Consider the following 24,485-nt stretch of genomic DNA (forward strand, 5'->3'; position numbering starts at 1 on the left):
CATTTAACCGTTGGTGTACTTAATGAAAACACGTAATGAAAAGAGAGAGAACCGCGCTTAAGCGATTCTCTCTCTTTTACTACTCATCTTTTAAATAGTCTTCACTGGTGAATTCACTGTGAAAATACTTGCCTTCGTCGCCGTAATAGGTATTGTACCGTTGCTTGAATTTGCGGAATCCATACACCACTAATACTTTTAAGAGACAGTAGATCGGTATTCCGAAAATGACACCTACGATCCCCATCAAATCCCCCATAACTAATAAAACAACGAGAATCGTGATCGGATGGATCTGCAGACGATCTCCCATTACACGAGGAACGACCAAGTCACCATGAAGCAGCTGTACGGCGAACCAAGCAATCAGGAATTTGATCAGCATTCCTGTTGAATCTTGTGCTGCGATGAAAAGGGCCGGGAAGAAGACGATAAATGGACCGATATATGGAATGATACATAAAATCCCGGCAGCGATCGCCAAGATACTTGCATATTCTAAACCAATCAGCAAAAAAATCACCCAATAAATTCCGCCTAAAATAAAGGAAGAAATAATCTGTCCTTTCAGAAAGGCACCAACTTGTAGGTCAGCGATCTTTACGATCGTGTTGAAATCTTTACGAAATCGCGGTGGTACGATTGACAGGAGAGAATAATAAAACTTGTTTGGATTTCTTAGTAAGAAAAAAGCAATGATCGGTCCTGTAAACAATGCGATAAACAACGTTGAGATCGTCGAAAAGATACTGCTAAGCCCTGCAGCACCGGTTTGCCAATAGTCACCAATGAAATCCATGATATTGTTGGCAACTTTTTGAAGAGTATCCGTGATCTGATCGATCTGAGCACCAAATGGCGTATTCGCTAGGAATGAGTCAGCGTTTCGCTCGAAATCAGCAATCAAATCTGGGAATTGATTGATCAAATCGGTTGTTTGTTTTTGGATGATTGGATAAAGCTGAAACCCAGCCAAAACGATCACTAAAAGAATCAGAAGATAGATCCCGCCAATGGAAACAATGCGGGGAATCTTTTTCGTTTCTAAGCGATCAACTAACGGATTGAACAAATAATACAAGATCAGGCCGAATAAAAATGGTGGAATAAGAGTAGAAATAATGACAAAAAAAGGATCAAAAAGAAACGAGATTTGTTTAAGTAAAAAAGCAGCGATCGCACAGAGAATGATCAATCCCAGTACATAATAGCTGGTTTTTCCTCCTAAAAATTGGATTAAACGGTTTTTTTTCATAGAAGAGCCTCACTTTCTTAGCCTCATTATAACGAAAGCAGCACTTTCTGTAAAAAAAGAGCGAGTCAAACCAATTTTATTTTTTACTTTTGCTTATTTGATTCGTTTATAGATATGTAAGGGCGCCACTTACGAAGCAATCAAAATACAATAGAGGAGGAAAAGAAGCGATGAAGACCAAAACCACCACAAGGCTGACGATTCGAATCCAAGCACCAGATGCAGAAAAAACTGTCAGTCAGACCGTCAATCAAGTCATGAATGCTCCAGAGGAGGCTAAGATGTTAGCGTTTGGTGAAGCCATGGCAGGATTTTCTAAGAATGCGTCTTTGGCTGGCGTGGTAGAAACGATCCAGAATGAGTACGTAAAATAACGAAAGGAGAGAAAGAGATGAAAAAGCTTCATGCATTATTTTTGACTAGCGAGGGCAAAAAACACACATTGCAGCCAAAAGTTTTTGATGAAGAGATAACGGCAGAAGCAGCACGAACAGCAATGGAGAATATTACAAAAATCGGTATCTTTGAATCAGATGGTGTCCGTTATTACAATGAGCTGTCTGGCGCCAAAATCGTAGAGACGATTGAGACGCCATTGTTTTGAAATAAGTTGAAGTAGAACGTTCATCAAGAAATGCTCGACAATCAAAAGGGACTGTGCCATAAGTCAGTATCCAACAAGTTAAACCGAATAATAGTCTGTTGCTAGGATAGATTCCTCTGACTTTTGCGACGAGGAGTCCCTGCACCGCAGGAGCAATAATCATTAATGTTCGGCTAGTGTTACTTGTAGGAGACTTATGGCACAGTCCCTTTATTTGGTGACGGCAGTTAATGTACAACGTCCGACAGCCGTTTTCGTTCCATCGGATTGTCTGATCGTAGCTTGCCAAGTTTGGATCTTTCCACCGATTCGATCAGGGATAGCTTCCACAGTAACAGTTCCTTGTTTGACCGCTTTTAAATGATTGACTTGTAGATCAATCGCGGCGGCAAATTGGTCTTCAGCTACGGCTTGATTTGCCCCCAGACTACAAGCTGTTTCAATCAAGACGGCATTGATACCACCGTGCAGAAGACCAAAAGGTTGTTTATGCTGATCGGTGACCACTAAAGATAACCGAACCTGAGTAGCGGTTGTTTCTTCGATCTGGATGCCTAAATAGTCAAGTAAGTTCATAGAGTTCCTCGTTTTCTGAGAATTTGATGATTTGATTATAACAAACGTTTGACAGAAAGCAATTTCTAACGAAATTCGCTCAGAAATGTGTATAATGGAAACATGTGACATAAGGAGGAACCTGTAATGAGAGAATGGAAAACCTTAAAAGAATACGATGAAATTTTATTTGAACAGCATGGTAAAGTGGCGAAGATCACGATCAATCGTCCAGAAGTCCACAATGCCTTTACACCGAAAACGGTGTTTGAAATGATCGATGCTTTTTCAATCAGTCGCGATGAACCTGGCATTGGTGTGATCATTCTAACAGGGGCTGGCGACAAAGCTTTTTGTTCTGGCGGCGACCAAAAAGTTCGCGGACATGGCGGCTATGTTGGTGAAGATCAAGTTCCTCGTCTCAATGTGCTGGACTTGCAACGTTTGATCCGGACATTACCAAAACCGGTGATCGCTATGGTCAAAGGTTGGTCTATTGGAGGCGGAAACGTGCTGCAGCTGGTTTGTGATCTAACGATCGCGGCAGATAATGCGAAATTTGGTCAAACAGGACCGAATGTCGGCAGTTTCGATGGTGGCTACGGTTCAGGCTATCTTGCTCGAACGATTGGCCACAAGAAAGCCAAAGAAGTTTGGTTTATGACGAAACAGTATACAGCAGAAGAAGCTTTAGCAATGAACTGGATCAATACAGTCGTTCCTCTTGATCAAGTGGAAGATGTGACGATGGAATGGGCAGAAACGATGCTGCAAAAAAGCCCATTGGCTTTGCGCATGATCAAAGCCTCAATGAATGCCGATACAGATGGGCTAGCCGGAATCCAACAACTTGCTGGCGATGCGACCTTATTGTATTACACAATGGATGAAGCAAAAGAAGGCCGCGATGCGTTTAAAGAAAAACGTCAGCCTAATTTCGACCAATTCCCTAAATTCCCTTAATGAATGGTAGTTGGCTGCAACGGCAAGCACAACTTCATCCAGAACGACCAGCTTTTTATTGGCAAGATAAAAGCTGGTCGTTTGCTGCCTTGCAAAAAGAAGTCACGGCTTATGCTTGCTATTATGAACATCGGATTCCTCAAACAATCGAGCGAGTAGCGATTTTAAGCAATAACTCTCCTGAGATGTATTTCACGATTTTGGCACTTTGGGAATTAGGAAAACAAATTCAGTTCTTAAACACTCGATTGACTGAAAAAGAGCTGTACTTTCAATTAACCGATGCTGCCTGTCAGTGGGTAGTCACCAATCGATCGCTTTCCTTGCCGAGAATCAAGTTCCTGCCTTTTGGCAAATTGCAAGAACGTTTTTTTTCTGCGCCGATTTCGATTTACCAAAAAACACAAGTTGCATCGATCATGTACACTTCTGGCACGACGGGTAATCCCAAAGGAGTGCCTCAAACATTTGGCAATCATTTTGCCAGTGCACAAGCCACGCAGATCAACTTGTCGGTGACTGCTGACGACTGCTGGTGTTGTGTCGTTCCGTTGTATCATATTAGCGGTTTATCAATTTTGTTGCGTTCCTTGATTTTAGGGATCAGTGTTCGATTATATGATCGATTCGATGCGCAGCAAATCGCATCAGACCTAGCTGCTGGTAAAGGAACGGTGCTCTCGTTAGTGACCAAAATGCTGACCGATCTTTTGCCTTTGACTGGAGACAATGGTTACCCTTCATTGCGCTATATTCTTTTAGGTGGTGGTCCGATTGCCAGATCAGTCTTGATGCAATGCCAAGACAAGTGCTTATCAGTTATTCAATCCTATGGGATGACTGAAACTTGTTCGCAAGTCGTTGCTTTGCCTCCAGATAAAGCCGAGGAAAAAATTGGTTCTGCTGGATTACCATTAGCCCAAGTCAATTTGCGGATTCAGTCGCAGTCTTTGAAAGAATCTGTTATCGAAAAAGAAGGAAAACTGGGGGAAATCCAGTTGCAAGGACCTGCGATCGTTACGTGCTATTTGAATGATCGCGGGTTGGAGCAGTGGACGCAGGATGGCTGGTTTGCCACCGGTGATCTTGGCTATTTGGATTCTGAAGGGTATTTGTATGTGGTATCTCGTTTGAGCGAATTGATTATTTCCGGTGGCGAAAATATTTATCCAGCTGAAGTTGAACAGGCATTAGTTAGCCACCCTGCAATTGAAGAAGCGGCAGTGGTGGGCGAGCCAAGTGGAGTGTGGGGACAAGAGCCAGTTGCTTATCTTACACTCAAAGAGCCGATTACATTACCAGAATTGATCGCCTATCTAACCCCACAGCTTGCTCGGTACAAACACCCCCGTCGCTATTATCAAGTAAAAGAAATGCCGCGTACCGCTAGCGGGAAAATAGTAAAGCGTGTATTGCTGACAGAAGAAAGAGTGAACTACATTGAACAGCAAATCAAAGAATGAGTATCAACAAGCATTAGCTGCTGGCAAAAAGGTGTTTAGTCATTATTACCCACTTGCACCTTGTGATTTTGTTCAGTTATATGCTGCTGCCAGTCAATTTATTGGTGAACGTTATTTTTGGCGATCATCAGATCAAGCAACCTGTTTTTTGGGTATCGGCAGTGTGAAACGGTACGCGAACCCATCATTGATTGATTTTGAGCGGCAGCGTCGAAACCTTAAAAAGCAGCATTTTCAACCAAATACGGACCAAATGGCTGCTACATTATTAGGGGCTTTTGCTTTTGATGAACAAAGCCAAGGAGCAGCAGAATGGGGCACAATCGGCAATGGTCTTTTTGTGTTGCCGAAAATTCTTTTTAGAAAAATAAATGATGTGTATGGTGTGATCTTGACCGTCGAAGCGAAGGATACGAATGACGTGGAAACGCTGTTCGGACAGTTTGCTGATTTACAACAACTCGTTGAGCAATGGGGAAAACAAGCGCAACAGCCTGTAGGGGCTTGTTTGTTGCAGCAAACAGAATTAGACGTACCACAATGGGTAAAAGCGGTCGATGAGACAGTCGCTGCGATCCGCTCTGCAAAAACGCCTTTGGAGAAGGTTGTTTTAGCTCGGCGAATGAAAATCACTACTAAGAAGGAGATTGATTCCTTTGCGGTGTTGGCCCGTCTTGCAGAGCAACAAACCAATACCTATCTCTTTGCTTTTGAAGACGAGGTTTCGTTTATTGGTGCCACACCGGAGCGCTTGTTAAAGGCGACTGCCAGTCATTTCGAGACAGTCAGCATTGCAGGGTCTGCGCCTCGAGGCAGCACACCAGCAGAAGATCAGCAAATAGCTGATGCATTATTAACTGATCCCAAAAATACCCATGAGCATCAAGTAGTTGTCAATCGCCTGGAGCAGGCGTTGTCTTCCTTATTGGCGGAAGGGTTCCATTCAGAGGCGCGATCGATCATCAAGAATCGCGACATTCAGCACTTATTCGTGCCTTTGTCTGGCAAGCGGAAGCCCGCTGTTTCTTTTTTAGAAGCAGTGGCTAAGCTGCATCCAACACCAGCCCTAGGTGGGGAGCCAAAAGCTGATGCGCTGGCATGGATTCGTAACCACGAACCTGCGCGTCGGGGATTATATGGTGGACCAATCGGGTGGCTAGGTATCCAAGAAGATATCGGAGAATTTGCAGTAGCGATTCGTTCTGGTGTTTTTCATGGGACAGAAGGCATCCTTTACGCAGGATGCGGGATCGTCGCCGATTCTGTTGCAGAAGAAGAGCGCCAAGAGACAGCCTTGAAATTCCAACCTATGCTAAGAGGAGTGATAGAGAATGAATCAGCAAGTCATGACTGACTACTTGTTGGCAGCAATCCATGGGTTTAAAGCCGCTGGAATAAAGCGAGCGGTGATCAGTCCCGGATCGCGGTCGACACCGTTGGCATTGCTTTTGCATCGGGATCCAGAAATCACTTGTTGGATCGATGTCGATGAACGTTCAGCAGCTTTTTTTGCGTTGGGAATGACCAAAGTCGATTTGCAGCCGACACTTTTACTATGTACATCAGGTACTGCTGCAGCCAATTACTATCCAGCAATTTGTGAGGCGGAAGCCACAAATTTGCCATTGATCGTCTTAACTGCTGATCGGCCACCGGAACTACGTGGTGTTGGTGCACCGCAAGCCATGGATCAGCAAAGTCTGTATGCTTCTCATGTAAAAAAAATGGTAGAAATGACTGTGCCGGAGAATACACCCAACATGCTGAAGTACAGCTTTTGGCAGGCTGCCACGACAACGATCGAAGCATTAAAGCAACCACGTGGTCCCGTACACCTGAATTTTCCTTTGCGGGAACCATTACTGCCTGACTTCACGCGGACTTGTTCGATCCAACAAAATATCGCTTACCTCCCTACACAGCAATCGCTACCTGCAGCTGTATTGACAGAACTGGCACCATTGTTTATGAAAAAAGGGCTCCTAGTGGTGGGTGAAAGTTTGACACCTTCTGAAGCAGAAACGCTGCATGCGCTTGCCAATCATCTTGGCTGGCCGCTAGTGGGGGATCCACTGACAAATTTGGCCACTTGCGGGGAAACGTCGGCTCATTTTCTCCCACAGGCTGATTTGATTTTTCCACAACTAGATGCGGACTTTATTCCCGAAGTCGTTATTCGTTTTGGTCGCTTGCCAGTGACCAAAAATGTCTTGCTTTGGTTAAGCGGTCTGCCGGAAGGCATCGACTGGCTTTTCGTGGATGAATCTGGACAGTGGCAAGATCAATTGCATCGCTCAGCCTTTTTGCTACAGCTTACGATAGAGGATTTTGTGGAGCAAGTAAGCAAGTTGCCTAGCAGACCACAACCAGAATGGTTTCAGCCATGGCAAAAGCTGCAAGCCGTCGCTGAGGAAGCATTGGCAACGACTCATTCTTTAACGGAGTGGAATGAAACTGCTGCTGTACGGATCTTGCAACAAACATTGGGACATGATGCCCAATTGCTCTTAGCAAATAGTAATGCGATCCGCTTTGTTGATCGATACGGAACGGTTACAGGTAGTGCTTACCAAGTATTTGGCAATCGCGGTGTGAATGGTATCGATGGGTTGATATCGACCGTTGCTGGGATCGCAGCTGCCAGCCAAAAACCGACCTATTTATTGATTGGCGATCTAGCTTTTTTTCATGATATGAATGGGCTGCAATTGCTCAAACAATATCAGCTGCCAGTCACGATCATTTTACTGAATAATAACGGTGGGGGGATTTTTTCCTTCTTATCGCAAAATACCTTGTCAGAAAGTGACTTTGTGCCGCTATTTGGCACCCCGTTGGATCTTGACTTTCAGCAAGCTGCAAAACTTTATGGCGCGAAATGGCACGCTCCAGCAACTTTGACTGATTTTGCCTCCCAAATCGAGCAATCATTAACGACGCCTTGTTTTCAGATCATTGAAGTAGTTGGCCTGCAAAAAGATCCTGTGATCGCTTGGCAAGCGTTGCAACAGGAGTTTCAGGAAAGGATCTCCAATGAAAATAAACGTTAACGGTGTGAACTATTTGTATCAGTGGTATCGACCTTATCTGGCTGATCTGCCGACCCTCGTAGTTCTGCACGGATTTACTGGCACTTCAGATTCTTTTCGCCCAGTGTTTGCTCAAGAAACGTCCTTCAATGTCTTAGCAATCGATTTGTTGGGTCATGGTGGTTCCGCCAGTCATGTGCACCCGTTACGCTATGAGATGATTCAGATGGTAACGGATCTGGCAGAATTGGTGGATCGTTTAACGGTTGACCGTTATTATCTTTATGGCTATTCAATGGGTGCTCGTACGGCATTGGCATGGACGGTTGCTTTCCCAGACAAGATCGCTGGCTTGATCATGGAGAGCGGCTCTCCGGGACTGGAATCAGAATCTGCCCGCAGTCTTCGCCGACGCAATGATCAACGTTTGGCGATACGATTGATTCAGCAACCGCTGGTTGACTTTGTTGATTATTGGCAAGAACTGCCATTGTTTGCTAGTCAAAAACGATTACCAAAGGAAATACAGCAGCAAGTACGAGCGACGCGTTTGAGCCAACAGGCGTTTGGTTTGGCGATGAGTTTGTACTATAGCGGAACAGGAACACAACCTAGCTTCTGGCAAAATTTGGCAGACATTCAGTGCCCATTTCTGGTTCTCACTGGGGAATGGGATGAAAAATTTTTCCTGATCGCTAAAAAAATGCAGCAGCAACAACCAGCGTTGACTATCCTCTCGGTGTCAAAAGCCGGTCATTGCGTGCATTTGGAACGTCCAGATGTAGTGGCAAATGAAGTGCATGCTTGGTTGACCGCACACTGATATTGGAAAAGGAGAGCGCGTATGAAAATCGTCAAAGCAGAACGGATTGCTTGTCGACTCCCATTGAGGCAGCCTTTTGAGACGAGTTATGGTCGCTTGACGGAAAAAGCATTTGACCTGCTTGTACTGACCGACCAAGACGGAACCGTAGGTGTTGGAGAATTGGTGGCTTTTCAGCAACCAGATTATATTGAAGAAACGTTGGCTTCAGCTCGAGAAGTCATTAGCAAGTTCTTATTCCCATTGCTGACAGGAAACATCGATCATCCGCGAGATGTTTGGACGTTATTTCAAACAGTTCAAGGAAATTTTATGGCCAAATCAGCAGTTGAAACGGCGATTTGGGATTTATATGGCCGCCAAAAACATTGCAGTCTGACCTCTTTTTATCCTACAACAAGAGACAAGCTTGCTGTAGGGGTCAGTGTGGGGATTCAAGCATCCACAGAACAGCTAGTCGCACAAGTCGCTGATTATGTAGCGCAAGGATATCAGCGAGTAAAAATCAAAATCAAGCCGGGAGTCGACTTAGAGCCGTTGACAGCCGTTCGGGAAACCTTTCCCGAGCTATTGCTGATGGCTGATGCGAACGGCGCTTATGAAGATCAACCGGAAAAGATTCTCGCATTAGATGAATTGGGGCTGGCAATGATCGAGCAACCGTTGAAGATCCGGGATCTAGTGGGGCATCGCCGTCTGCAGAAGCAGTTAAAGACGCCGCTATGTTTAGATGAAGATATACGTACTGCAGAAGATGTCGCTGTTGTTGCCTCATTAGATAGTTGCCGAGCAATCAATCTAAAAATTCCGCGAGTGGGAGGAATCACCGAAGCGATGCGAATTGTTTCAGCCTGCCAACATTATGGATTGGATGTCTGGCTAGGTGGAATGTTCGAATCAGGAGTGGGACGAGCGTTGAATCTGCAGTTTGCCAGCCAAGCTCCCTTCCACTTCCCTGGTGATCTATCTGCTTCTGATCGTTATTTTTACGATGACATCGTCACTGAACCTGCGAAGATCAAAAATGGCTGTCTTCAGGTGCCTGTTGGTGTGGGAGCGGGCTTCACACTAGATGAAAAGAAAATAGCTGACTATTGTGTTTCCCGTACTCGTTTGTTAGGTTGAACTTTAGAAATAGTTTTTGATCAGCAGATCAATTATCAAGCAGCAAAAAGCACCTTCTCGCTTTTAGAGAGGGTGCTTTTTGCTGCTATTTGGATAAAAGGGCGTGCAAGCGCCTGTTGCTAAGCCTGTTCTTTAAATTCTTTCTCAATTTGCAAACGGCGAACTTTCATTGTTGCTGTACGAGGGATCTTTTCAAAGTCCCAGAGAATTGGCTGATTCAAACGAGGAAGATCTTCTACTGCTTGCCACCAAGCTGTCCAATCCATTTCACGGTTTGGTGCTAAGGCAATGATCGGTTGCGGTGAATTTTCTTTGTCACGAACGATGACCACTTCAGCTAGAAAATCCAATGTATCTAAAAGCAGATCTTCTAAAGCTAAATTACTATCGATGGATTCAATCAGATCCACTTGGCGGTCTTTCAAGAATAAATGGCCTTCTTCATTCATGCTGCCATAATCGCCGCTATCCCACCAATCTCCATAAACATTCTCAGTAAAACGCTGATCTTCTTTATAATAAGTCAATGCCCGTCCTTTGGATAGGAAGTGGATATGTCCGTCTGTATTTGCAGGCAACTCATTGCCGTCAGCATCTGCGATTCGTGCTTTGGTCAAATCACCTAAACCAATGCCCATATCGCGAGCATCATTTGATTGTATACTTTCTAGCGTATGTGCTTTCAGGATCATTGGGCCGCACTCGCTTTGGCCGTATACTTGCAAGAAGATGGCATCTTGATTGGCAGAAGTTTGTAAGAAAGCTGCCATTGTTTGATTATTGATGGCATCGAATGTGGAGTGATAATACCGTATTCCAGCAAAAGCTTCAGGATGTTCTTCTGCAACGAATCGCCATTGCACGAAGTTATTTGGGTGTGTCTCTAAGGCAATCGGTGGATTCTCTTTCAACATCCGAACGACGTGAGGACCATTCGCACTAGCAAGAGGCATCATTGGAAAGCCCATAGACATCAAAGAAGAGATCCCAATATTGAAGCGAGAATGAACCGGTGAAATATGGAACGCCACTAATTTTGTTTCTGCGATTTTTGTGAAGACAGTTCGCTGCCACTTTGTCCGCCACCCCATAGAATTGGCCGAGTGACAAATCAATTTTGGTATTCCTGTTGTGCCTGAGGTGTGGGTCATATAAGAAATTTGATCGTGAGGCAATTCGGTTTGGCCAACAGGTTCAGCTGGTTGCAACAATAGATTGCGGACAGCAATCTGCTTGTTCGGGCTGCTGTTTTTGACAGCTGCCACTCGGTTTTCTGTCTCTTCATCAAAAAGGATATAAGGATCTTCTAAGCGGTCAACAAAGACTTCGATCGTTGAAGCTGGAAAATGATAAGAAATCATTGCTGGGACAGCGCCTAAATAAGCAGCAGCTGTAGCTAAAAGATACGTATCAAATTTTGATGATTTATAGATAATGATTTTATCTCCGGCTTGGACGCCAAGGTGGGCAAGTTGATACGCCCGCTTTAAGATTATTTCATGACTTGAATGATATGTGCTGCGGTAACCCAATTCAGGAAAAGCTGGCAAGATCTCATCATGAATGATTGGGACGTCTGGATAAGCCTCCGCCGCATCGCGGTAATTGGTATAAAGATTCAATGGTTGATACGCTAAAATAGACAAAATAACACACTCCTTTAAATTGATGACGGTGTTTTGTTAACTTCGATGGTTAATAAAGTCACCTTTCTCAAACTATGGTTCATTTTAACATAGCGTTTTTTTTAAGAATAGTTACTTTGGGATTTTTTTCACATAACGTCTTAAATCAACTGACTTACAAGCCGGGTAGGGCTATTTTGAGACAATCAAGTTTGATTAGTGATACTCGATTGGTATGTTTTGATTGGCACAAGGGCAACCGAGGATAGTTAGAACAAAAGATTCTATTGCGAACATCAGCAGGACGATAGTTGTCAGTATGTCTTTTTATTGCTATCATGAAAAAAAAGACAAAGGAAGATCCCGATGGCCAAAAAGATACAAAATAAAAAACATGTTTCGCTTCCTCGATACCAGCAGATCGCTGTGGAGATCGCGGAAAGAATCGTGGAAAATCGCTACGAAGTTGGACAAAAGGTTCATGCCCGTTCGACATTAGCCAGTAACTTCAATGTGTCGCCAGAAACAGCCCGTAAAGCAATCAATGTCTTGGTCGATTTGGGGATCATGGATGTCCGTCATGGGAGCGGCGCGTATATTGCCTCAAAAGAAAAGGCGCAATCTTTTTTGGATCAGTACAAAGATGTTCAATCGATCCAAGAGATTCGTAAAGACATTTTAGAAAGCGTTGAACGGCAACAACAAGAGCTGGATAATTTTTCGGAACTATTGAATGTTTTGGTTCGGCAAACGAAAAAAGTGCATAATATGAGCCCTTTTCTGCCATTTGAATTGTTATTGAAAGAAGATGCCCAGCACTTAGAGAAAAGTGTCCACGACCTGAATATTTGGCAAGTAACGGGAGCAACCATCGTGGCAATCCAAACGGAACAGGAGTTATTGCTCTCACCAGGCCCTTACGCCAAGTTTAGTGCCGGCAATACGATTTATTTTGTCGGAAATGAGTTGGCACTACAACGTATGACGAACTTTTTTTATCCACAAGACTCCGCTAATTGAAGAGCGAAAGATTCCATTTCTAAGAAGAGATGGAATCTTTTTTTGACAAAGTGACCACATGCTGTTAGTATAGTATGGTCACTTTCGTGAAATTTTTCAGAAAAAGGAGTCAGTATAAGTGAGTAAAGTTAAAGTTGCACATTTAACGAAAATCTTTGGCAAGAAGAAGCAACAAGCGTTTGCCATGATTCAAGAACAACGCAGCAAGAATGAAATTCTAGAAAAAACTGGGGCCACTGTTGGCGTCTATGATGTGAATTTTGAAGTCAATGAAGGAGAAATCTTTGTGATTATGGGACTTTCTGGTAGTGGGAAGTCAACCTTGATCCGTTTATTGAATCGGTTGATCGAACCATCCGGTGGGGACATTTATATTGATGGGGAAGACATTGCGAAGATGAGTAAAGAAGAATTACGTGAAGTCCGACGCCATAAGATCAACATGGTTTTCCAAAGCTTTGGTTTGTTCCCTCACCGAACGATTCTTGAGAATACAGAATATGGCTTAGAGGTGCGAGGGGTTCCCAAAGAAGAGCGAGTAGCCAAAGCCGAAAAAGCTTTAGCTAATTCTGGGCTATTATCTTTCAAGGATCAATATCCTGATCAACTGTCTGGTGGGATGCAACAACGGGTTGGTCTGGCGCGAGCATTAGCAAATGATCCAGAGATCTTATTGATGGACGAAGCATTCTCAGCGTTAGATCCGTTGATCCGTCGTGAAATGCAAGATGAGTTGTTAGAATTACAAGCCAATGTCCAAAAGACAATTATTTTTATCACTCATGATTTGAATGAAGCCTTGCGAATTGGTGATCGCATTGCTTTGATGAAAGATGGACAAATCATGCAAATTGGGACAGGAGAAGAGATTCTGACCAATCCTGCGAACCAATATGTGAGAGATTTCGTCGAAGATGTCGATCGCTCGAAAGTTTTGACGGCTCAAAACATCATGGTACCAGCACTAACGACAAATATCGAAATCGATGGGCCAAGCGTTGCGCTAAATCGAATGCGTAAAGAGGAAGTTAGTATGTTGCTGGCGGTAGACAAAAAACGTCATCTAAAAGGTAGTTTGACAGCTGAGTCGGCTCGCGAAGCACGCAAAAACAATTTGACCCTAAAAGAAGTCATCGATAAAAATGTACAAAAAATCGACAAAGATATGCTAGTGACGGATATTTTCAATTTAATTTATGATTCCCCGACACCGTTAGCGGTGGTTGAAAATGATCGTCTGATCGGTGTAGTTATTCGAGGCAGTGTGATCGAAGCGCTGGCAGAAACGGATTCATCAGTGACAGAGGAAGGAGTGGTCGTCAATGGGTAATTTTCTTCAACAAACGATTCCAGTTGCTGATTGGGTAGAGTCCTTTACAGATTGGCTAACAGGAACTTTTAGTGGGCTCTTTTCCGCATTGCAGTCTTTTGGTCAGTTCGTGATGGATGGAATGACTAATACTTTGCTTTTTGTGCCACCACTAGTCATGATCTTGCTGCTGACAATCGCTGCATTTTTTGTTTCAAGTAAAAAATGGGGGCTGACGGCATTTACATTTGTCGGGCTACTGTTTATCTACAATCAAGGTTTGTGGACTGATTTGATGAATACTGTCACATTGGTTCTGCTCTCTAGTCTGGTATCGATCATTATCGGTATTCCCCTCGGAATCTTAATGGCAAAAAGCGAAAAGGCGCAAAGCATCGTTACGCCAATCTTAGATTTCATGCAAACGATGCCTGGCTTCGTCTATCTGATCCCAGCAGTCGCTTTCTTTGGGATCGGCATGGTACCAGGGGTTTTTGCCTCAGTGATTTTTGCATTGCCGCCGACTGTACGGATGACTAATTTAGGAATCCGTCAAATTTCTCGTGAATTAGTCGAAGCTTCGGATTCCTTTGGGGGAACTGGCTGGCAGAAATTGGTCAAGTTAGAATTGCCATTAGCGAAAAGTACGATTTTAGCAGGTGTCAATCAAACCACGATGCTTGCTCTTTCAATGGTAGTGATTGCTTCGATGATCGGTGCCCCTGGTCTTGGACGAGGTGTCCTATCTGCACTGCAGCGGGCACAAGTCGGAAATGGATTTGTTAGTGGGGTTTCATTAGTGATCTTAGCGATCATTATGGATCGGTTTACCCAAAACTTGAATAAACCCGCTCATAAGAAAAAAGCCGTGTCCGCGAAAAGCCGCAAGCAAAAACGTCTCTTTGGCGGGATCGCTGCCGCAGCTGTTGTTGCGCTGATTGGTGCTTCTGTAGCTTTTGGTCGTGTTTCAGACAATAAAGGAACAGTCAACTTAGCATATGTCGAATGGGATACAGAAGTGGCTTCCACTCATGTGGTAGCTGAAGTGTTAAAAGAAATGGGCTATGAAGTCAAGACGACACCATTAGACAATGCGATCATGTGGGAATCTGTGGCTAAAGGCGAAGTTGACGGGATGGTAGCTGCCTGGTTGCCTTCAACTCATCAAGCTCAATATGAACAATATAAAGACCAAGTAGAAAATCTAGGACCAAACTTAGAGGGAGCTAAACTGGGAATTGCAGTTCCTAGCTACATGGCAGTTGATTCTATCGCAGATCTATCGGATGAGGCAGGAAAAACGATCACGGGAATTGAACCAGGTGCAGGTGTGGTCGCTGCTGCTGAAAATACAGTTGCAACATATGATAATCTTTCTGATTGGAATGTGGCGACATCTTCTTCCGGGGCAATGACTGTGGCGTTAGGACAAGCCATCAAGAATAAAGAAGACATTGTGATCACTGGCTGGTCGCCTCATTGGATGTTTGCAAAATATGATTTGAAATATCTAGATGATCCTGAAGGAACGATGGGAGAAGCAGAGAGTATCAATACGATGGTACGCCAAGGATTAGCTGATGATTTGCCAGAAGTTTATGAAGTACTGGATAAATTCAATTGGACACAAGAAGATATGGAAGAAGTCATGCTGGCAATCAACGATGGAACTTCTGCTGAAGATGCTGCAAAAGATTGGGTAACCAAACACCCAGAAGAAGTGGCAGCTTGGACGAAGTAAGTCAATGAAGCATGAAAGGATCAGATAAATAAACAAAAAAAGAAAGTTTCGCATCTAGACTCGGTGGCCGAGTTCAGGTGTGAGACTTTCGTTTTTTTCACTGTCTACTGACTGTCTACTGATAGTAGCCAGCAATTTTTTGTGCTTTTTCAGTATTGGCGAAATGCAGTTTGGTATACTTCGCTAATAAAGGCATTCCGCCTTTTTGCAAAAGCTGAGCAGCGACCTGATCGGATTTGCTGCCGGCACCCGAAGGAAGCTGTAATCCAACTTCTTGTGACGCCTTCTCTAGTTCCTCCAGAAAAACAGTGCGGCATAGAATGGAGGCCGCAGCCACTGCTAAATGATATTGCTCCCCTTTTGTTGCAAAAAACAATTTTTCTGTGATTTGATTTTTTTCTGATTTTAGATAGGTACGGTAATTTTTTTCGCTAGTGAATTGATCAATCAAGATGGCATCCGGTGTTTTTGGTGCGATTTTTTGCAACAGTAGCCGAATGGCTTGATTGTGTAGCGCAACTTTCATTCGAACGGTGTTGTATTTAGGTTGGATCTCATTGTATTTAGTTGGTTCAACTGTCAGTAATTGATAAGGCACAAGTTTTTTTATTTTTGGGGCCATTGCCCGAATTTGTGGATCAGTCAACATTTTGGAGTCTTTGACACCTAATGCTTTCAATGCGGGTAGCTGATCTTTACTGGCATAGACAGCGCAAACGACTAAAGGACCAAAATAACTGCCATTGCCAACTTCATCACTACCAACGACACTCCACTGTGAAAAATCAGCAGGCAAGGAGGATGAAGGAGCCTTGTTGTTCGTATTTGCTGTTTTGGACAAGTCGGCGGAATTGCTCCAACGAGCTGCTTCAGCTTCTGCACCACTGCCTTGAAACATCACTTTACCAGAAGTATAAGCGGTGATGGTCGTTTGTTCTTTTTTGGCAACAAACACGGTATAAGGAACTTTTTTATTCAACAGCGCTTGCTGATAGAAGTTCATCATTTCTGCGATAGTTTTTTGAGATACTTTAATGACGATATTACTCATTGTCTTCCTCCGATATACATACTGGTTATTTGAATAGAACATCTTCTTAGATTCTACCATAGGTAAAAATTTTACGAAGCCTCTTTCTAAAAAAACGATTGGCATGGAAATTACACTAGAAATCACGTATAATAGGTAGGAGTTTGCGATACGCGTGCAGAAAGTGATAAAATAGTACAGAACAGCAATGGGAGGAATCTTTCCTATGACGGAGCAAAAGAAACGTTATAAAGCAGTAATCGCCAATCAAAGCTACACGATTATTGGGCGTGAAAGTAAACAACATATGGATATGGTAACGAAATTAGTCAATGACCAATTGACAGAAATCATGGGGCTGTCTTCTCAAGTCGATAAAGAGCAAGCAGCAATTCTATTAGCAATCAATGCGATTTCTGATCAGTTGAAAAAACAAGAGCAAGTATTAAGTTTGCAAAATAAGGTAGAAGAGTTACGCAGTCAAGCGATTAAGGCGACCGAACTAGAGAATCGGATTAAGCGAATCGAAGCGATTGAGTCTGAAGCGCGCCAAGTATTGGATGAGACAGGTCGCGGAGATGTGGAGATCCATAATCATGTGGAAGCTCAACAAATACTAAATGAACAACGTAAGCGCAAAATCCAAGAAAAAGCAGCTCATGGTTAAGTAGGCGCGGAAAGGACTCTGAAATGATAGGATTTTTGGTTCTGGTTCTTTTGTTAGCGGCATTTTATGGTGGCGCGCGGCGAGGGACTTCATTGCAGCTGGTCTCCGTTTTAGGATACCTTTTTTCTTTTTTAGTTGCAGTGGCAAATTACCAAGCTTTGGCAAAAAAAATTGAATTATATGTTCCTTATATGTCTGTGACCGCAGACTCAAAGTTGGTCTTTTATAACCTAGATCTTGCTCTAGACCTAGACAAAGCGTACTATGCAGCTGTCGCTTTTATTATGATTCTTTTTGCTGGCTGGTTAGTGACAAAATTGATTTGCATTTTTGCAAATGGACTGCGTTTCAAACGTCTGCGTTTTTTGAAAGGCTATGATTGGGTCGTAGCAGGGATCTTGAATACGCTATTAGTTTATCTGAATATCTATTTCTTTTTTATGATCCTCTCGATGATTCCTTTAGCGACTATCCAAAATTTGTTTGATAAGAGCAGCACGGCACACTTTATCGTTGAAAGTTCGCCAATCATTTCTGATTACTTTTACCGTTTGTGGATCACTAATGTGATTGGTTAGTATAAGGCAGCTGGTCATTAGACCCATGCTGCTTTTTTTCTTAAGTAAAAAAATGAAAAAGTAGGTGAGACTATGAATAAAAAAATTCTTGATGTTTTAGCTTTCGATCAAGTAAAACAATTGGTTGGGCAGTATCTAGTGACCGCCCAAGGGAAAGAAGAATTAGCTCAATTAGCGCCATCAGCAGATGCTCAGCAAATTTCCACTTGGCTGGCTGAAACAGAAGATGCGTTAAAAGTACAGCGATTGCGGGGCGGTATTCCTGTACCAAAAATTGAAAATATTCGTCCGCAAATGAAGCGAATCGAAATCGGAGCGGACCTTAATGGTTTAGAATTAGCGCAAGTAGGTCGAGTGTTGGTGACAGCCAATGAATTGAAGCGTTTCTTTGAAGATCTATCAGACAGCGAAATCGAGTTCGAGCGACTGTATGAATGGGAAAAGCAGTTAGTAACGCTGCCCACGCTTAGCCGTCGCCTGAAAGAAGCAGTGGATGAAGACGGTCGGTTGACTGACGAAGCATCTCCAGAGCTACGTGTCATTCGACAAAATATTCGTCGTTCTGAACGAACGATCAGAGAAACGTTAGATAGTCTCGTACGTGGCGGAAATGCCAAGTATTTGAGCGATACCATTGTCACGATGCGAAATGAGCGCTATGTGATTCCGGTGAAGCAAGAATATCGTGGCGTGTTTGGCGGGGTCGTGCATGATCAGAGTTCTTCTGGGCAGACATTATTTATTGAACCAAAACAAGTGGTGGATCAGAATAATCGACTGCGCCAACATCAAATCGCTGAGCGTACGGAGATTGAACGAATCTTAGCGGAACTTTCTGCAGAGCTAGCTCCTTATCAACGCGAAATTCTGCACAACGCCTATGTGATCGGGATGATGGACTTCATGAATGCCAAAGCACGTTTTGGGAAAGAATTGCAGGCAATCGTGCCGGCTATCAATACAGATAATCATGTCGTTTTCAAACAAGCACGTCATCCGCTGATCGATCAAGAAAAAGTCGTACCGAATGATATTGCTATTGGTGAAGACTATCAAGCGGTGGTAATTACCGGTCCGAATACTGGTGGGAAAACAATCACCTTGAAGACGCTGGGATTGCTTCAAATCATGGGGCAATCTGGATTGCCGATTTTAGTCGATGAAGAGAGCCAAATGGGCATTTTTCAAGAAATTTTTGCTGATATTGGGGATGAGCAATCCATCGAACAAAGTTTATCTACCTTCTCTTCTCACATGACGACGATCGTCGATGTTCTCAAAAAAGTGGACCATACAAGTTTAGTTTTATTCGATGAACTGGGAGCTGGGACCGATCCGCAAGAAGGCGCGGCGTTAGCGATTGCTATTCTTGATGAACTTGGTGCACGCTCTGCCTATGTGATGGCGACGACTCATTATCCGGAATTGAAAGTGTACGGTTACAATCGTGCCAATACCATCAATGCTTCAATGGAGTTTGATGTCGATACCCTAAGCCCAACATATCGTTTGCTGATCGGTGTGCCTGGTCGCAGTAATGCTTTTGAAATCTCCAAACGTCTGGGCTTGGACATCCAGATCATTGAGCAAGCCAAGCAAATCATGGATGGCGAAAGTCAGGACTTGAATGAGATGATCGCCGACTTAGAAAACCGGCGCAAGATGACCGAAACAGAGTATTTGGAAATGCGGCATTATGTAGAAGAAGCGGAACGGCTGCAAAAAGAATTGAAACAAGCATATAACTTTTTCTTTGAAGAACGCGAAGCAGAACTAGCAAAAGCCCGCAAGAAAGCAAATCAAATCGTTGAAGAAGCAAAAGAGGAATCGGAAAAAATCATTTCGGATATCCGCAACATGCAATTGAGCAGCGGACAGAGCCATGTCAAAGAACATGAGTTGATCGCAGCCCGCACAAAATTGTCTGATCTTCATCAAGAAGAACATTTGCAAAAGAACAAGGTCTTGCAAAAAGCCAAAGCTGCGAAAACATTGAAGGTCGGCGATGAAGTGTTAGTTACTTCCTATGGTCAGCGAGGAACTTTGATCAAAAAGATGGGACAATCACAATGGCAAGTGCAATTGGGAATCTTAAAAATGACGCTGTCTGAATCAGATCTACAGCCGGCAGCACCTGTCAAAGAACCTGTGCAGCGCGTCGTTCATACCGTCCGTTCAGCGGAGTCTTCGCATGTTCCTAATCAGCTGGATCTTCGTGGCAAACGCTATGAAGAGGCATTGAATGAAGTTGATCAGTATCTCGATGCGGCGATTCTTGCTGGTTACCCACAAGTGACGATCGTTCACGGAAAAGGGACGGGGGCATTACGGCAAGGAATTACGGAATATTTGAAAAATCATCGTAGTGTCAAAAGTTTTGAGTTTGCACCGGCAAATCAAGGTGGCAATGGGGCGACCATCGTAAAATTTAAATAATCGTTAAGGCTTCTTACCTTTTGTAAGCAGAGGATTTCAAAAAAGCACGTGAACATGCTATACTTTTTTTAGCAATCAAATGGAGGCGAACAATATGGCAAAAGAAATTACAGATAAAACTTTTTCAGAAGAAACCGATAAAGGCTTAGTCCTTATTGATTTTTGGGCAACATGGTGCGGTCCATGTCGGATGCAAGCACCAATCTTGGAACAATTAGCAAATGAATATGAAGAAGACGAATTAAAAATCGTCAAAATGGATGTGGATGAAAATCCTGAAACGCCAGCTTCATTTGGTATCATGTCGATCCCTACGCTATTGTTGAAAAAAGATGGCCAAGTGGTAGATAAAGCCGTTGGTGTTCATACCAAAGATCAATTGAAAGAAATGGTAGCAAGCCACATGTAAGAAAATTTTATAGTAAGCAGCGATCTTAAGCGATCGCTGCTTTTTTTTTGAGTAGTTTTAAGCGAGGATTTATTCTTGCAATGGTATAATGAAAGTGTGAATATGGGGAGCGTTTACTTTCTATGGAGTGCTTTTATTTGAAAAGGGGGATGAAAAATGAAAAAGAATAGAGGATGGGGGTACCGGCTGCTCTGTATCATTTCCTTGGTCAGTGCACCGCTTGTATCTGCAGGTGCGACCTACGCGGAAACAATTGATACAGGAACTTCTTCAGTCAATCAAGTCACCGAATCAACCACCAATACCAGTAGGACGACAACCGAAACGACTGACTCAACAACTGCGACATCGTCTACAATAGACACGTCAACTTCCGAAGCGAGTACCAACAGTTCGACTGATAGCTTTGGGGAAACAACTACAAGTAGTTCAGAAATAACTGTTTCTTCCACAGAAGAAACGGATACTTCAGAAGCGAATCCAGTCATCACTGTTAAGGAATTAGCCAATTCAAATCGCTATGTCAAAATCAACACTTTCACAGCGACTACAACGGTGTCGCAAGCAATGGATAGTCGTCAGGTTTTATATACCCTCAATCAATTGCAACTAACAGCCACAGGATCAATTACTGAACTTGCGGGTCACGTTTATAAAAGTGTCAAACAGTACCAAGATACAGCGACGAAAAAGAAGTATAGTGAACTACTTGATGAACAGAATCACGTGATTGGTATTGTTGAAGCAGAGTCTGTCACGACAGCAGATGGGGTGTTTCAGTCAGAAAAAAAATATGCTACTGTTCAAAGTAGCAATTATCCTTTATGGGAGTCAATTTTTTTTGATAAACAGTTAGGCACGACAAAAACAATCAATCAACAAACGTTTCAAGTAAAAGAAAGTTTCAAACACGGAAACGGCTCGACCTATTATGCTCTGTACACGGATAAGAACCAATTTATTGGTTGGATTAATGCCAAAGGAGCCGCGGATGCCAAATCACCTGGAGGCATATGGCAATCTGAATCAAAATACGCCACGATCATCAGTGGCAACTACACATTATGGCAAAATTTTGATTGGTCAGCCAAAAAAGGAACGACAGCTGCTTTAAATGGAAAGACCGTCAAAGCCACAGGAAAATATCGCCATGTTAATGGTGCAACGTATTATTCGTTGTATGACAATAAGAACAAGTGGTTAGGTTATATCAACGCTGCCGGTGTCAAAACGACATCAAATGCACAGGGAGCTTACCAGGCTTACGGTAAATATGTTACTCTAACAAAGAAAAATTATACAATTTGGGGTAATTTTAACTGGTCGAGCAAAAAGAACACTACCTCTTCATTGTATGGAAAAACTTACCAGGCTAAAGGAAAATATGAACATTGGAACGGATCAACTTACTACTCATTGTCTGATTCTACTGGCAAATGGATCGGCTATTTGAATGCTGAAGCCGCTACTGTGGCTAATAATCAAGGTGGCATATGGCAGAGTGAAAACAAGACGATCCGGATGAAAAGTAAGAACTATACATTGTGGCAAGATTTGAATTTTTCTAAGAAGAAAGCTTCGAGTGGCAATTATATGAACAAAAATATCAAAGTCACCGGAAAATATCAGCATTATAACGGTGCGACCTATTACTCATTGTATTTAAACAATACATGGATCGGCTATATCAATGCTACAGGTGTCACAAATGCTCATGTAATCCATTCGCAGAGCAATATTAGCCGTTATGTGATCGTCAACAATGCCAGCGGGAATTTTCTGAATGCTGCTGATCCTAACAGCAGCAAATTAGGAAAAAAGAGTAATTATAAAGGGTATATGGCGAAAGCAACCAAATTAGCCAAAACGAGTGATGGCAATTATCTGTATCTGGTTTCACCAGCAGGGAAAATCGGGTGGATCAAAGAGAATCAGACGTATAGCGTGAATGATAAATTCTGGATGTACACTACTGGTGGCAAGTACCCCTCGCTAAATGTCAAAAATTTAAACATTCATGTGTCCATCAGTAAGCAGCGAGTTTACATTAAGTCAGGCGACAAAGTCATTTATACCATGCTTTGTTCCACGGGGACAGTTTTTACGCCGACACCGTTAGGTAATTTTAGAATTCAGCAGGAGAAAGGCTCCGCCTTTTCAGGAGCGGCTTATTACCGTTCTTTCAAAGATCATGGTGTCTATCTATTCCATACCGTTCCAACAAGCATTGCTTGGTCAACCAATTCATTTAGTTCGGTGGAAGGCAAAAAACTAGGACAGCGAGCTTCTCATGGCTGTATTCGATTAGCAGTCCCTGATGCTAAATGGTTCTATTACAACATACCTTACAACACTCCCGTAAAAATCGTTAACTGATTCTAGCTGCTGCATCCTTTGAATAAGGATGCAGCAGTTTTTTTGTAGCGAAAAGAGTTGTTGATTTGCACTTCACTGTAATTAGAGTTGAAAGTTTTTATCTTCTGAATAGAGATCAAGGCCTTTTTGATATTTTACTTTTTGATATTTTGATAGAAGTTAGATTTGTAAAGTGGGTCAATTGACTAAAAACTGCCCTTTGAAAGCTGTGTCGCCCGTTTGGGAAAAGGATTTCTATTTTGAATGACTGACATGTTCGTTCGAAGATTGATAGGGAGCATCAATCTCGAATCCCTAGTTGCTAACTAAGGTAAGTATAAAGCGGTCAACTAAGTGTAAATAGTTCTGAAATACGCCGATAGATAATCAGAAAACTACCCAAATCCGGGAGAAAATTGCTTACAAAAAGAGATTGACACTTATTATATCATCCGATAATATATCAATAAGTGATATAGTTTCCTAGGATGGGGGAAAACACATGGATGAACCATTGACCGATTCAACTTATTTGATTTTGTTAGCTTTATTAAAGCCAAAACATGGCTATGTGATCATGAAGCAAATCAATGAATTAAGCCAAGGTACCTATGAAATCGGTCCGGCAACAATGTATACTATATTGAAAAAATTGACCAAAAATGAAATGATCAGTTTAGAAGAGACGACAGATCGTAAAAAAATCTATCAGATCACAGCCAAAGGAAAAACGGCTTTAGAAAAGGACATTCAGCGACGAAAACATTTCTTTGAGATTGGTGAACAGATTATGGGTGAGTTGGGGGGACTGGCAGATGAGCAAACGTAAGACAAAATATTTGTATTCATTAGGTGTTGCCTATTATCCAGAAAAAGAAATGATGCGGCTGCAAGAGCAAGCAGCAAAAGGTTGGCAGTTTGTGCATATGAATCAGTTCGGTTTTTTGAAGTTTATTCAAAGCCAACCACAAGAGAAGAAGTTTGCTGTCGATTTTTTTCAAGGAGACAAATCCGATGTTGATGAATACTTGGCCATGTATGAAGCCGGCGGATGGGAGTATATTAGTTCCTACAAAAACCGTTACTACTATTTTCAGGCTCCTTTAGAGACACCAGCTATTTTTAGTGATCAGCAAAGCTATCAAGAACGAATCGATAGTGAGGCACGCTATCTTATGAAACGTTCTTTTGGCATAACAGGTGTTGGCTTGGTTATTCTGCTTTTGATTTATCTCCTCGCTCGCTGGCTAGTACTTACCTATAATGAGATACTAGGTTTCTCATATGGTGTTGCAGTTGGGCTGATTTGTGCGCCTCTTGTCATCGGTGTGGTGTCATTTCTCATGCGTCGCTTGTACAAGAACCGCGCCTCTTTTTACAAAGAACCAGAGAAACTAGCTAAGCGGCAACACGTGTTACGGGATACGCTGCTCTTTATGGGAGTCGGCGCATTAATTGGAGGAATTATCGGCTTTTTAGCCGGTTATTTATATTAACT

The 24,485-nt window shown here is 42.8% G+C and carries 22 protein-coding genes; 18 read left to right on the plus strand and 4 right to left on the minus strand.

From position 1 onward, the window contains the following. Positions 1 to 79: 79 nt before the first annotated feature. Positions 80 to 1,255 carry an AI-2E family transporter gene (locus tag FE005_RS07985; protein ID WP_005471785.1) on the minus strand — a complete coding sequence of 392 codons (1,176 nt, stop codon included), beginning with the start codon at positions 1,253 to 1,255 and terminating at the stop codon, positions 80 to 82. A gap of 170 nt (positions 1,256 to 1,425) precedes the next feature. Between FE005_RS07985 and FE005_RS07990 the strand changes: the two genes are divergently transcribed. Next, a complete protein-coding gene (locus tag FE005_RS07990; protein ID WP_003127523.1) occupies positions 1,426 to 1,629 on the plus strand; it encodes a hypothetical protein in 204 nt (67 codons plus the stop codon). Between the two features lie 17 nt (positions 1,630 to 1,646). Beyond that, positions 1,647 to 1,859 (plus strand): DUF2922 domain-containing protein, encoded by a 213-nt coding sequence (locus FE005_RS07995; protein ID WP_003127524.1) that lies wholly within the window; start codon positions 1,647 to 1,649, stop codon positions 1,857 to 1,859. 210 nt (positions 1,860 to 2,069) lie between these two features. Here the strand turns inward: FE005_RS07995 and FE005_RS08000 are convergent, their stop codons facing one another. Next, complete coding sequence (locus tag FE005_RS08000) at positions 2,070 to 2,435, minus strand: PaaI family thioesterase (protein ID WP_138371612.1); 366 nt, start codon at positions 2,433 to 2,435, stop codon at positions 2,070 to 2,072. Positions 2,436 to 2,561: 126 nt separating this feature from the next. On the opposite strand from FE005_RS08000, the gene menB reads away from it, so the two are divergent. The 6 genes from menB to menC are packed head-to-tail and all read left to right on the plus strand — an operon-like array spanning position 2,562 to position 9,817. Beyond that, a complete protein-coding gene (menB, locus tag FE005_RS08005; protein WP_003127527.1) occupies positions 2,562 to 3,377 on the plus strand; it encodes a 1,4-dihydroxy-2-naphthoyl-CoA synthase in 816 nt (271 codons plus the stop codon). Then, positions 3,377 to 4,840, plus strand: coding sequence for an o-succinylbenzoate--CoA ligase (menE, locus tag FE005_RS08010; protein WP_138371613.1), 1,464 nt, complete (start codon positions 3,377 to 3,379; stop codon positions 4,838 to 4,840). Before menB ends, menE begins: the two co-directional genes overlap by 1 nt. Further along, positions 4,818 to 6,194 carry an isochorismate synthase MenF gene (locus tag FE005_RS08015; protein ID WP_138371614.1) on the plus strand — a complete coding sequence of 459 codons (1,377 nt, stop codon included), beginning with the start codon at positions 4,818 to 4,820 and terminating at the stop codon, positions 6,192 to 6,194. Before menE ends, FE005_RS08015 begins: the two co-directional genes overlap by 23 nt. After that, entirely contained in the window at positions 6,172 to 7,890 is a 1,719-nt protein-coding gene (gene menD / locus FE005_RS08020; protein WP_138371615.1) for a 2-succinyl-5-enolpyruvyl-6-hydroxy-3-cyclohexene-1-carboxylic-acid synthase, read from the plus strand. Before FE005_RS08015 ends, menD begins: the two co-directional genes overlap by 23 nt. After that, a complete protein-coding gene (gene menH, locus FE005_RS08025) occupies positions 7,874 to 8,692 on the plus strand; it encodes a 2-succinyl-6-hydroxy-2,4-cyclohexadiene-1-carboxylate synthase (protein WP_103300634.1) in 819 nt (272 codons plus the stop codon). Before menD ends, menH begins: the two co-directional genes overlap by 17 nt. Positions 8,693 to 8,713: 21 nt before the next feature. Beyond that, positions 8,714 to 9,817, plus strand: a complete 1,104-nt coding sequence (gene menC, locus FE005_RS08030) for an o-succinylbenzoate synthase (protein ID WP_003127532.1) — start codon at positions 8,714 to 8,716, stop codon at positions 9,815 to 9,817. Between the two features lie 119 nt (positions 9,818 to 9,936). Here menC and FE005_RS08035 read toward each other — a convergent pair whose 3' ends face one another. After that, complete coding sequence (locus FE005_RS08035) at positions 9,937 to 11,463, minus strand: AMP-binding protein (RefSeq protein WP_003127533.1); 1,527 nt, start codon at positions 11,461 to 11,463, stop codon at positions 9,937 to 9,939. 345 nt (positions 11,464 to 11,808) lie between these two features. On the opposite strand from FE005_RS08035, the gene FE005_RS08040 reads away from it, so the two are divergent. From FE005_RS08040 to FE005_RS08050, 3 genes are all read left to right on the plus strand, one after another. Continuing rightward, positions 11,809 to 12,462: a GntR family transcriptional regulator gene (locus FE005_RS08040; RefSeq protein WP_138371616.1), complete on the plus strand. Its 654-nt coding sequence runs from the start codon at positions 11,809 to 11,811 to the stop codon at positions 12,460 to 12,462. 118 nt (positions 12,463 to 12,580) lie between these two features. Beyond that, on the plus strand, positions 12,581 to 13,792 hold the full coding sequence (locus FE005_RS08045; RefSeq protein WP_003127535.1) for a glycine betaine/L-proline ABC transporter ATP-binding protein: 1,212 nt from the start codon (positions 12,581 to 12,583) through the stop codon (positions 13,790 to 13,792). Next, complete coding sequence (locus FE005_RS08050; protein WP_138371617.1) at positions 13,785 to 15,512, plus strand: ABC transporter permease/substrate binding protein; 1,728 nt, start codon at positions 13,785 to 13,787, stop codon at positions 15,510 to 15,512. The genes FE005_RS08045 and FE005_RS08050 overlap by 8 nt, the downstream gene beginning before the upstream one ends. A gap of 115 nt (positions 15,513 to 15,627) precedes the next feature. Here the strand turns inward: FE005_RS08050 and rnhC are convergent, their stop codons facing one another. Continuing rightward, positions 15,628 to 16,563 (minus strand): ribonuclease HIII, encoded by a 936-nt coding sequence (rnhC, locus tag FE005_RS08055; RefSeq protein ID WP_138371618.1) that lies wholly within the window; start codon positions 16,561 to 16,563, stop codon positions 15,628 to 15,630. Positions 16,564 to 16,768: 205 nt separating this feature from the next. Between rnhC and zapA the strand changes: the two genes are divergently transcribed. The 7 genes from zapA (at position 16,769) to FE005_RS08090 (ending at position 24,483) form a co-directional block, all read left to right on the plus strand. After that, complete coding sequence (gene zapA, locus FE005_RS08060; protein ID WP_003127539.1) at positions 16,769 to 17,209, plus strand: cell division protein ZapA; 441 nt, start codon at positions 16,769 to 16,771, stop codon at positions 17,207 to 17,209. 23 nt (positions 17,210 to 17,232) lie between these two features. Next, the gene (locus tag FE005_RS08065; protein ID WP_003127541.1) at positions 17,233 to 17,787 is read left to right on the plus strand and encodes a CvpA family protein; all 555 of its coding nucleotides are present in this window, start codon (positions 17,233 to 17,235) and stop codon (positions 17,785 to 17,787) included. A 72-nt stretch (positions 17,788 to 17,859) separates the two neighbouring features. Next, positions 17,860 to 20,223: an endonuclease MutS2 gene (locus FE005_RS08070; protein ID WP_138371619.1), complete on the plus strand. Its 2,364-nt coding sequence runs from the start codon at positions 17,860 to 17,862 to the stop codon at positions 20,221 to 20,223. Positions 20,224 to 20,317: 94 nt separating this feature from the next. Further along, complete coding sequence (gene trxA / locus FE005_RS08075) at positions 20,318 to 20,632, plus strand: thioredoxin (protein WP_021149372.1); 315 nt, start codon at positions 20,318 to 20,320, stop codon at positions 20,630 to 20,632. Positions 20,633 to 20,788: 156 nt separating this feature from the next. Next, positions 20,789 to 23,008, plus strand: a complete 2,220-nt coding sequence (locus tag FE005_RS08080; protein WP_138371620.1) for a L,D-transpeptidase — start codon at positions 20,789 to 20,791, stop codon at positions 23,006 to 23,008. Between the two features lie 481 nt (positions 23,009 to 23,489). Then, positions 23,490 to 23,816, plus strand: a complete 327-nt coding sequence (locus tag FE005_RS08085) for a PadR family transcriptional regulator (protein ID WP_003127545.1) — start codon at positions 23,490 to 23,492, stop codon at positions 23,814 to 23,816. Further along, positions 23,803 to 24,483 carry a DUF2812 domain-containing protein gene (locus FE005_RS08090; RefSeq protein WP_138371621.1) on the plus strand — a complete coding sequence of 227 codons (681 nt, stop codon included), beginning with the start codon at positions 23,803 to 23,805 and terminating at the stop codon, positions 24,481 to 24,483. Before FE005_RS08085 ends, FE005_RS08090 begins: the two co-directional genes overlap by 14 nt. Positions 24,484 to 24,485: the final 2 nt, after the last annotated feature.

Source organism: Enterococcus sp. M190262, from assembly GCF_005843965.1.
GTDB classification, from domain to species: domain Bacteria; phylum Bacillota; class Bacilli; order Lactobacillales; family Enterococcaceae; genus Enterococcus_D; species Enterococcus_D gallinarum.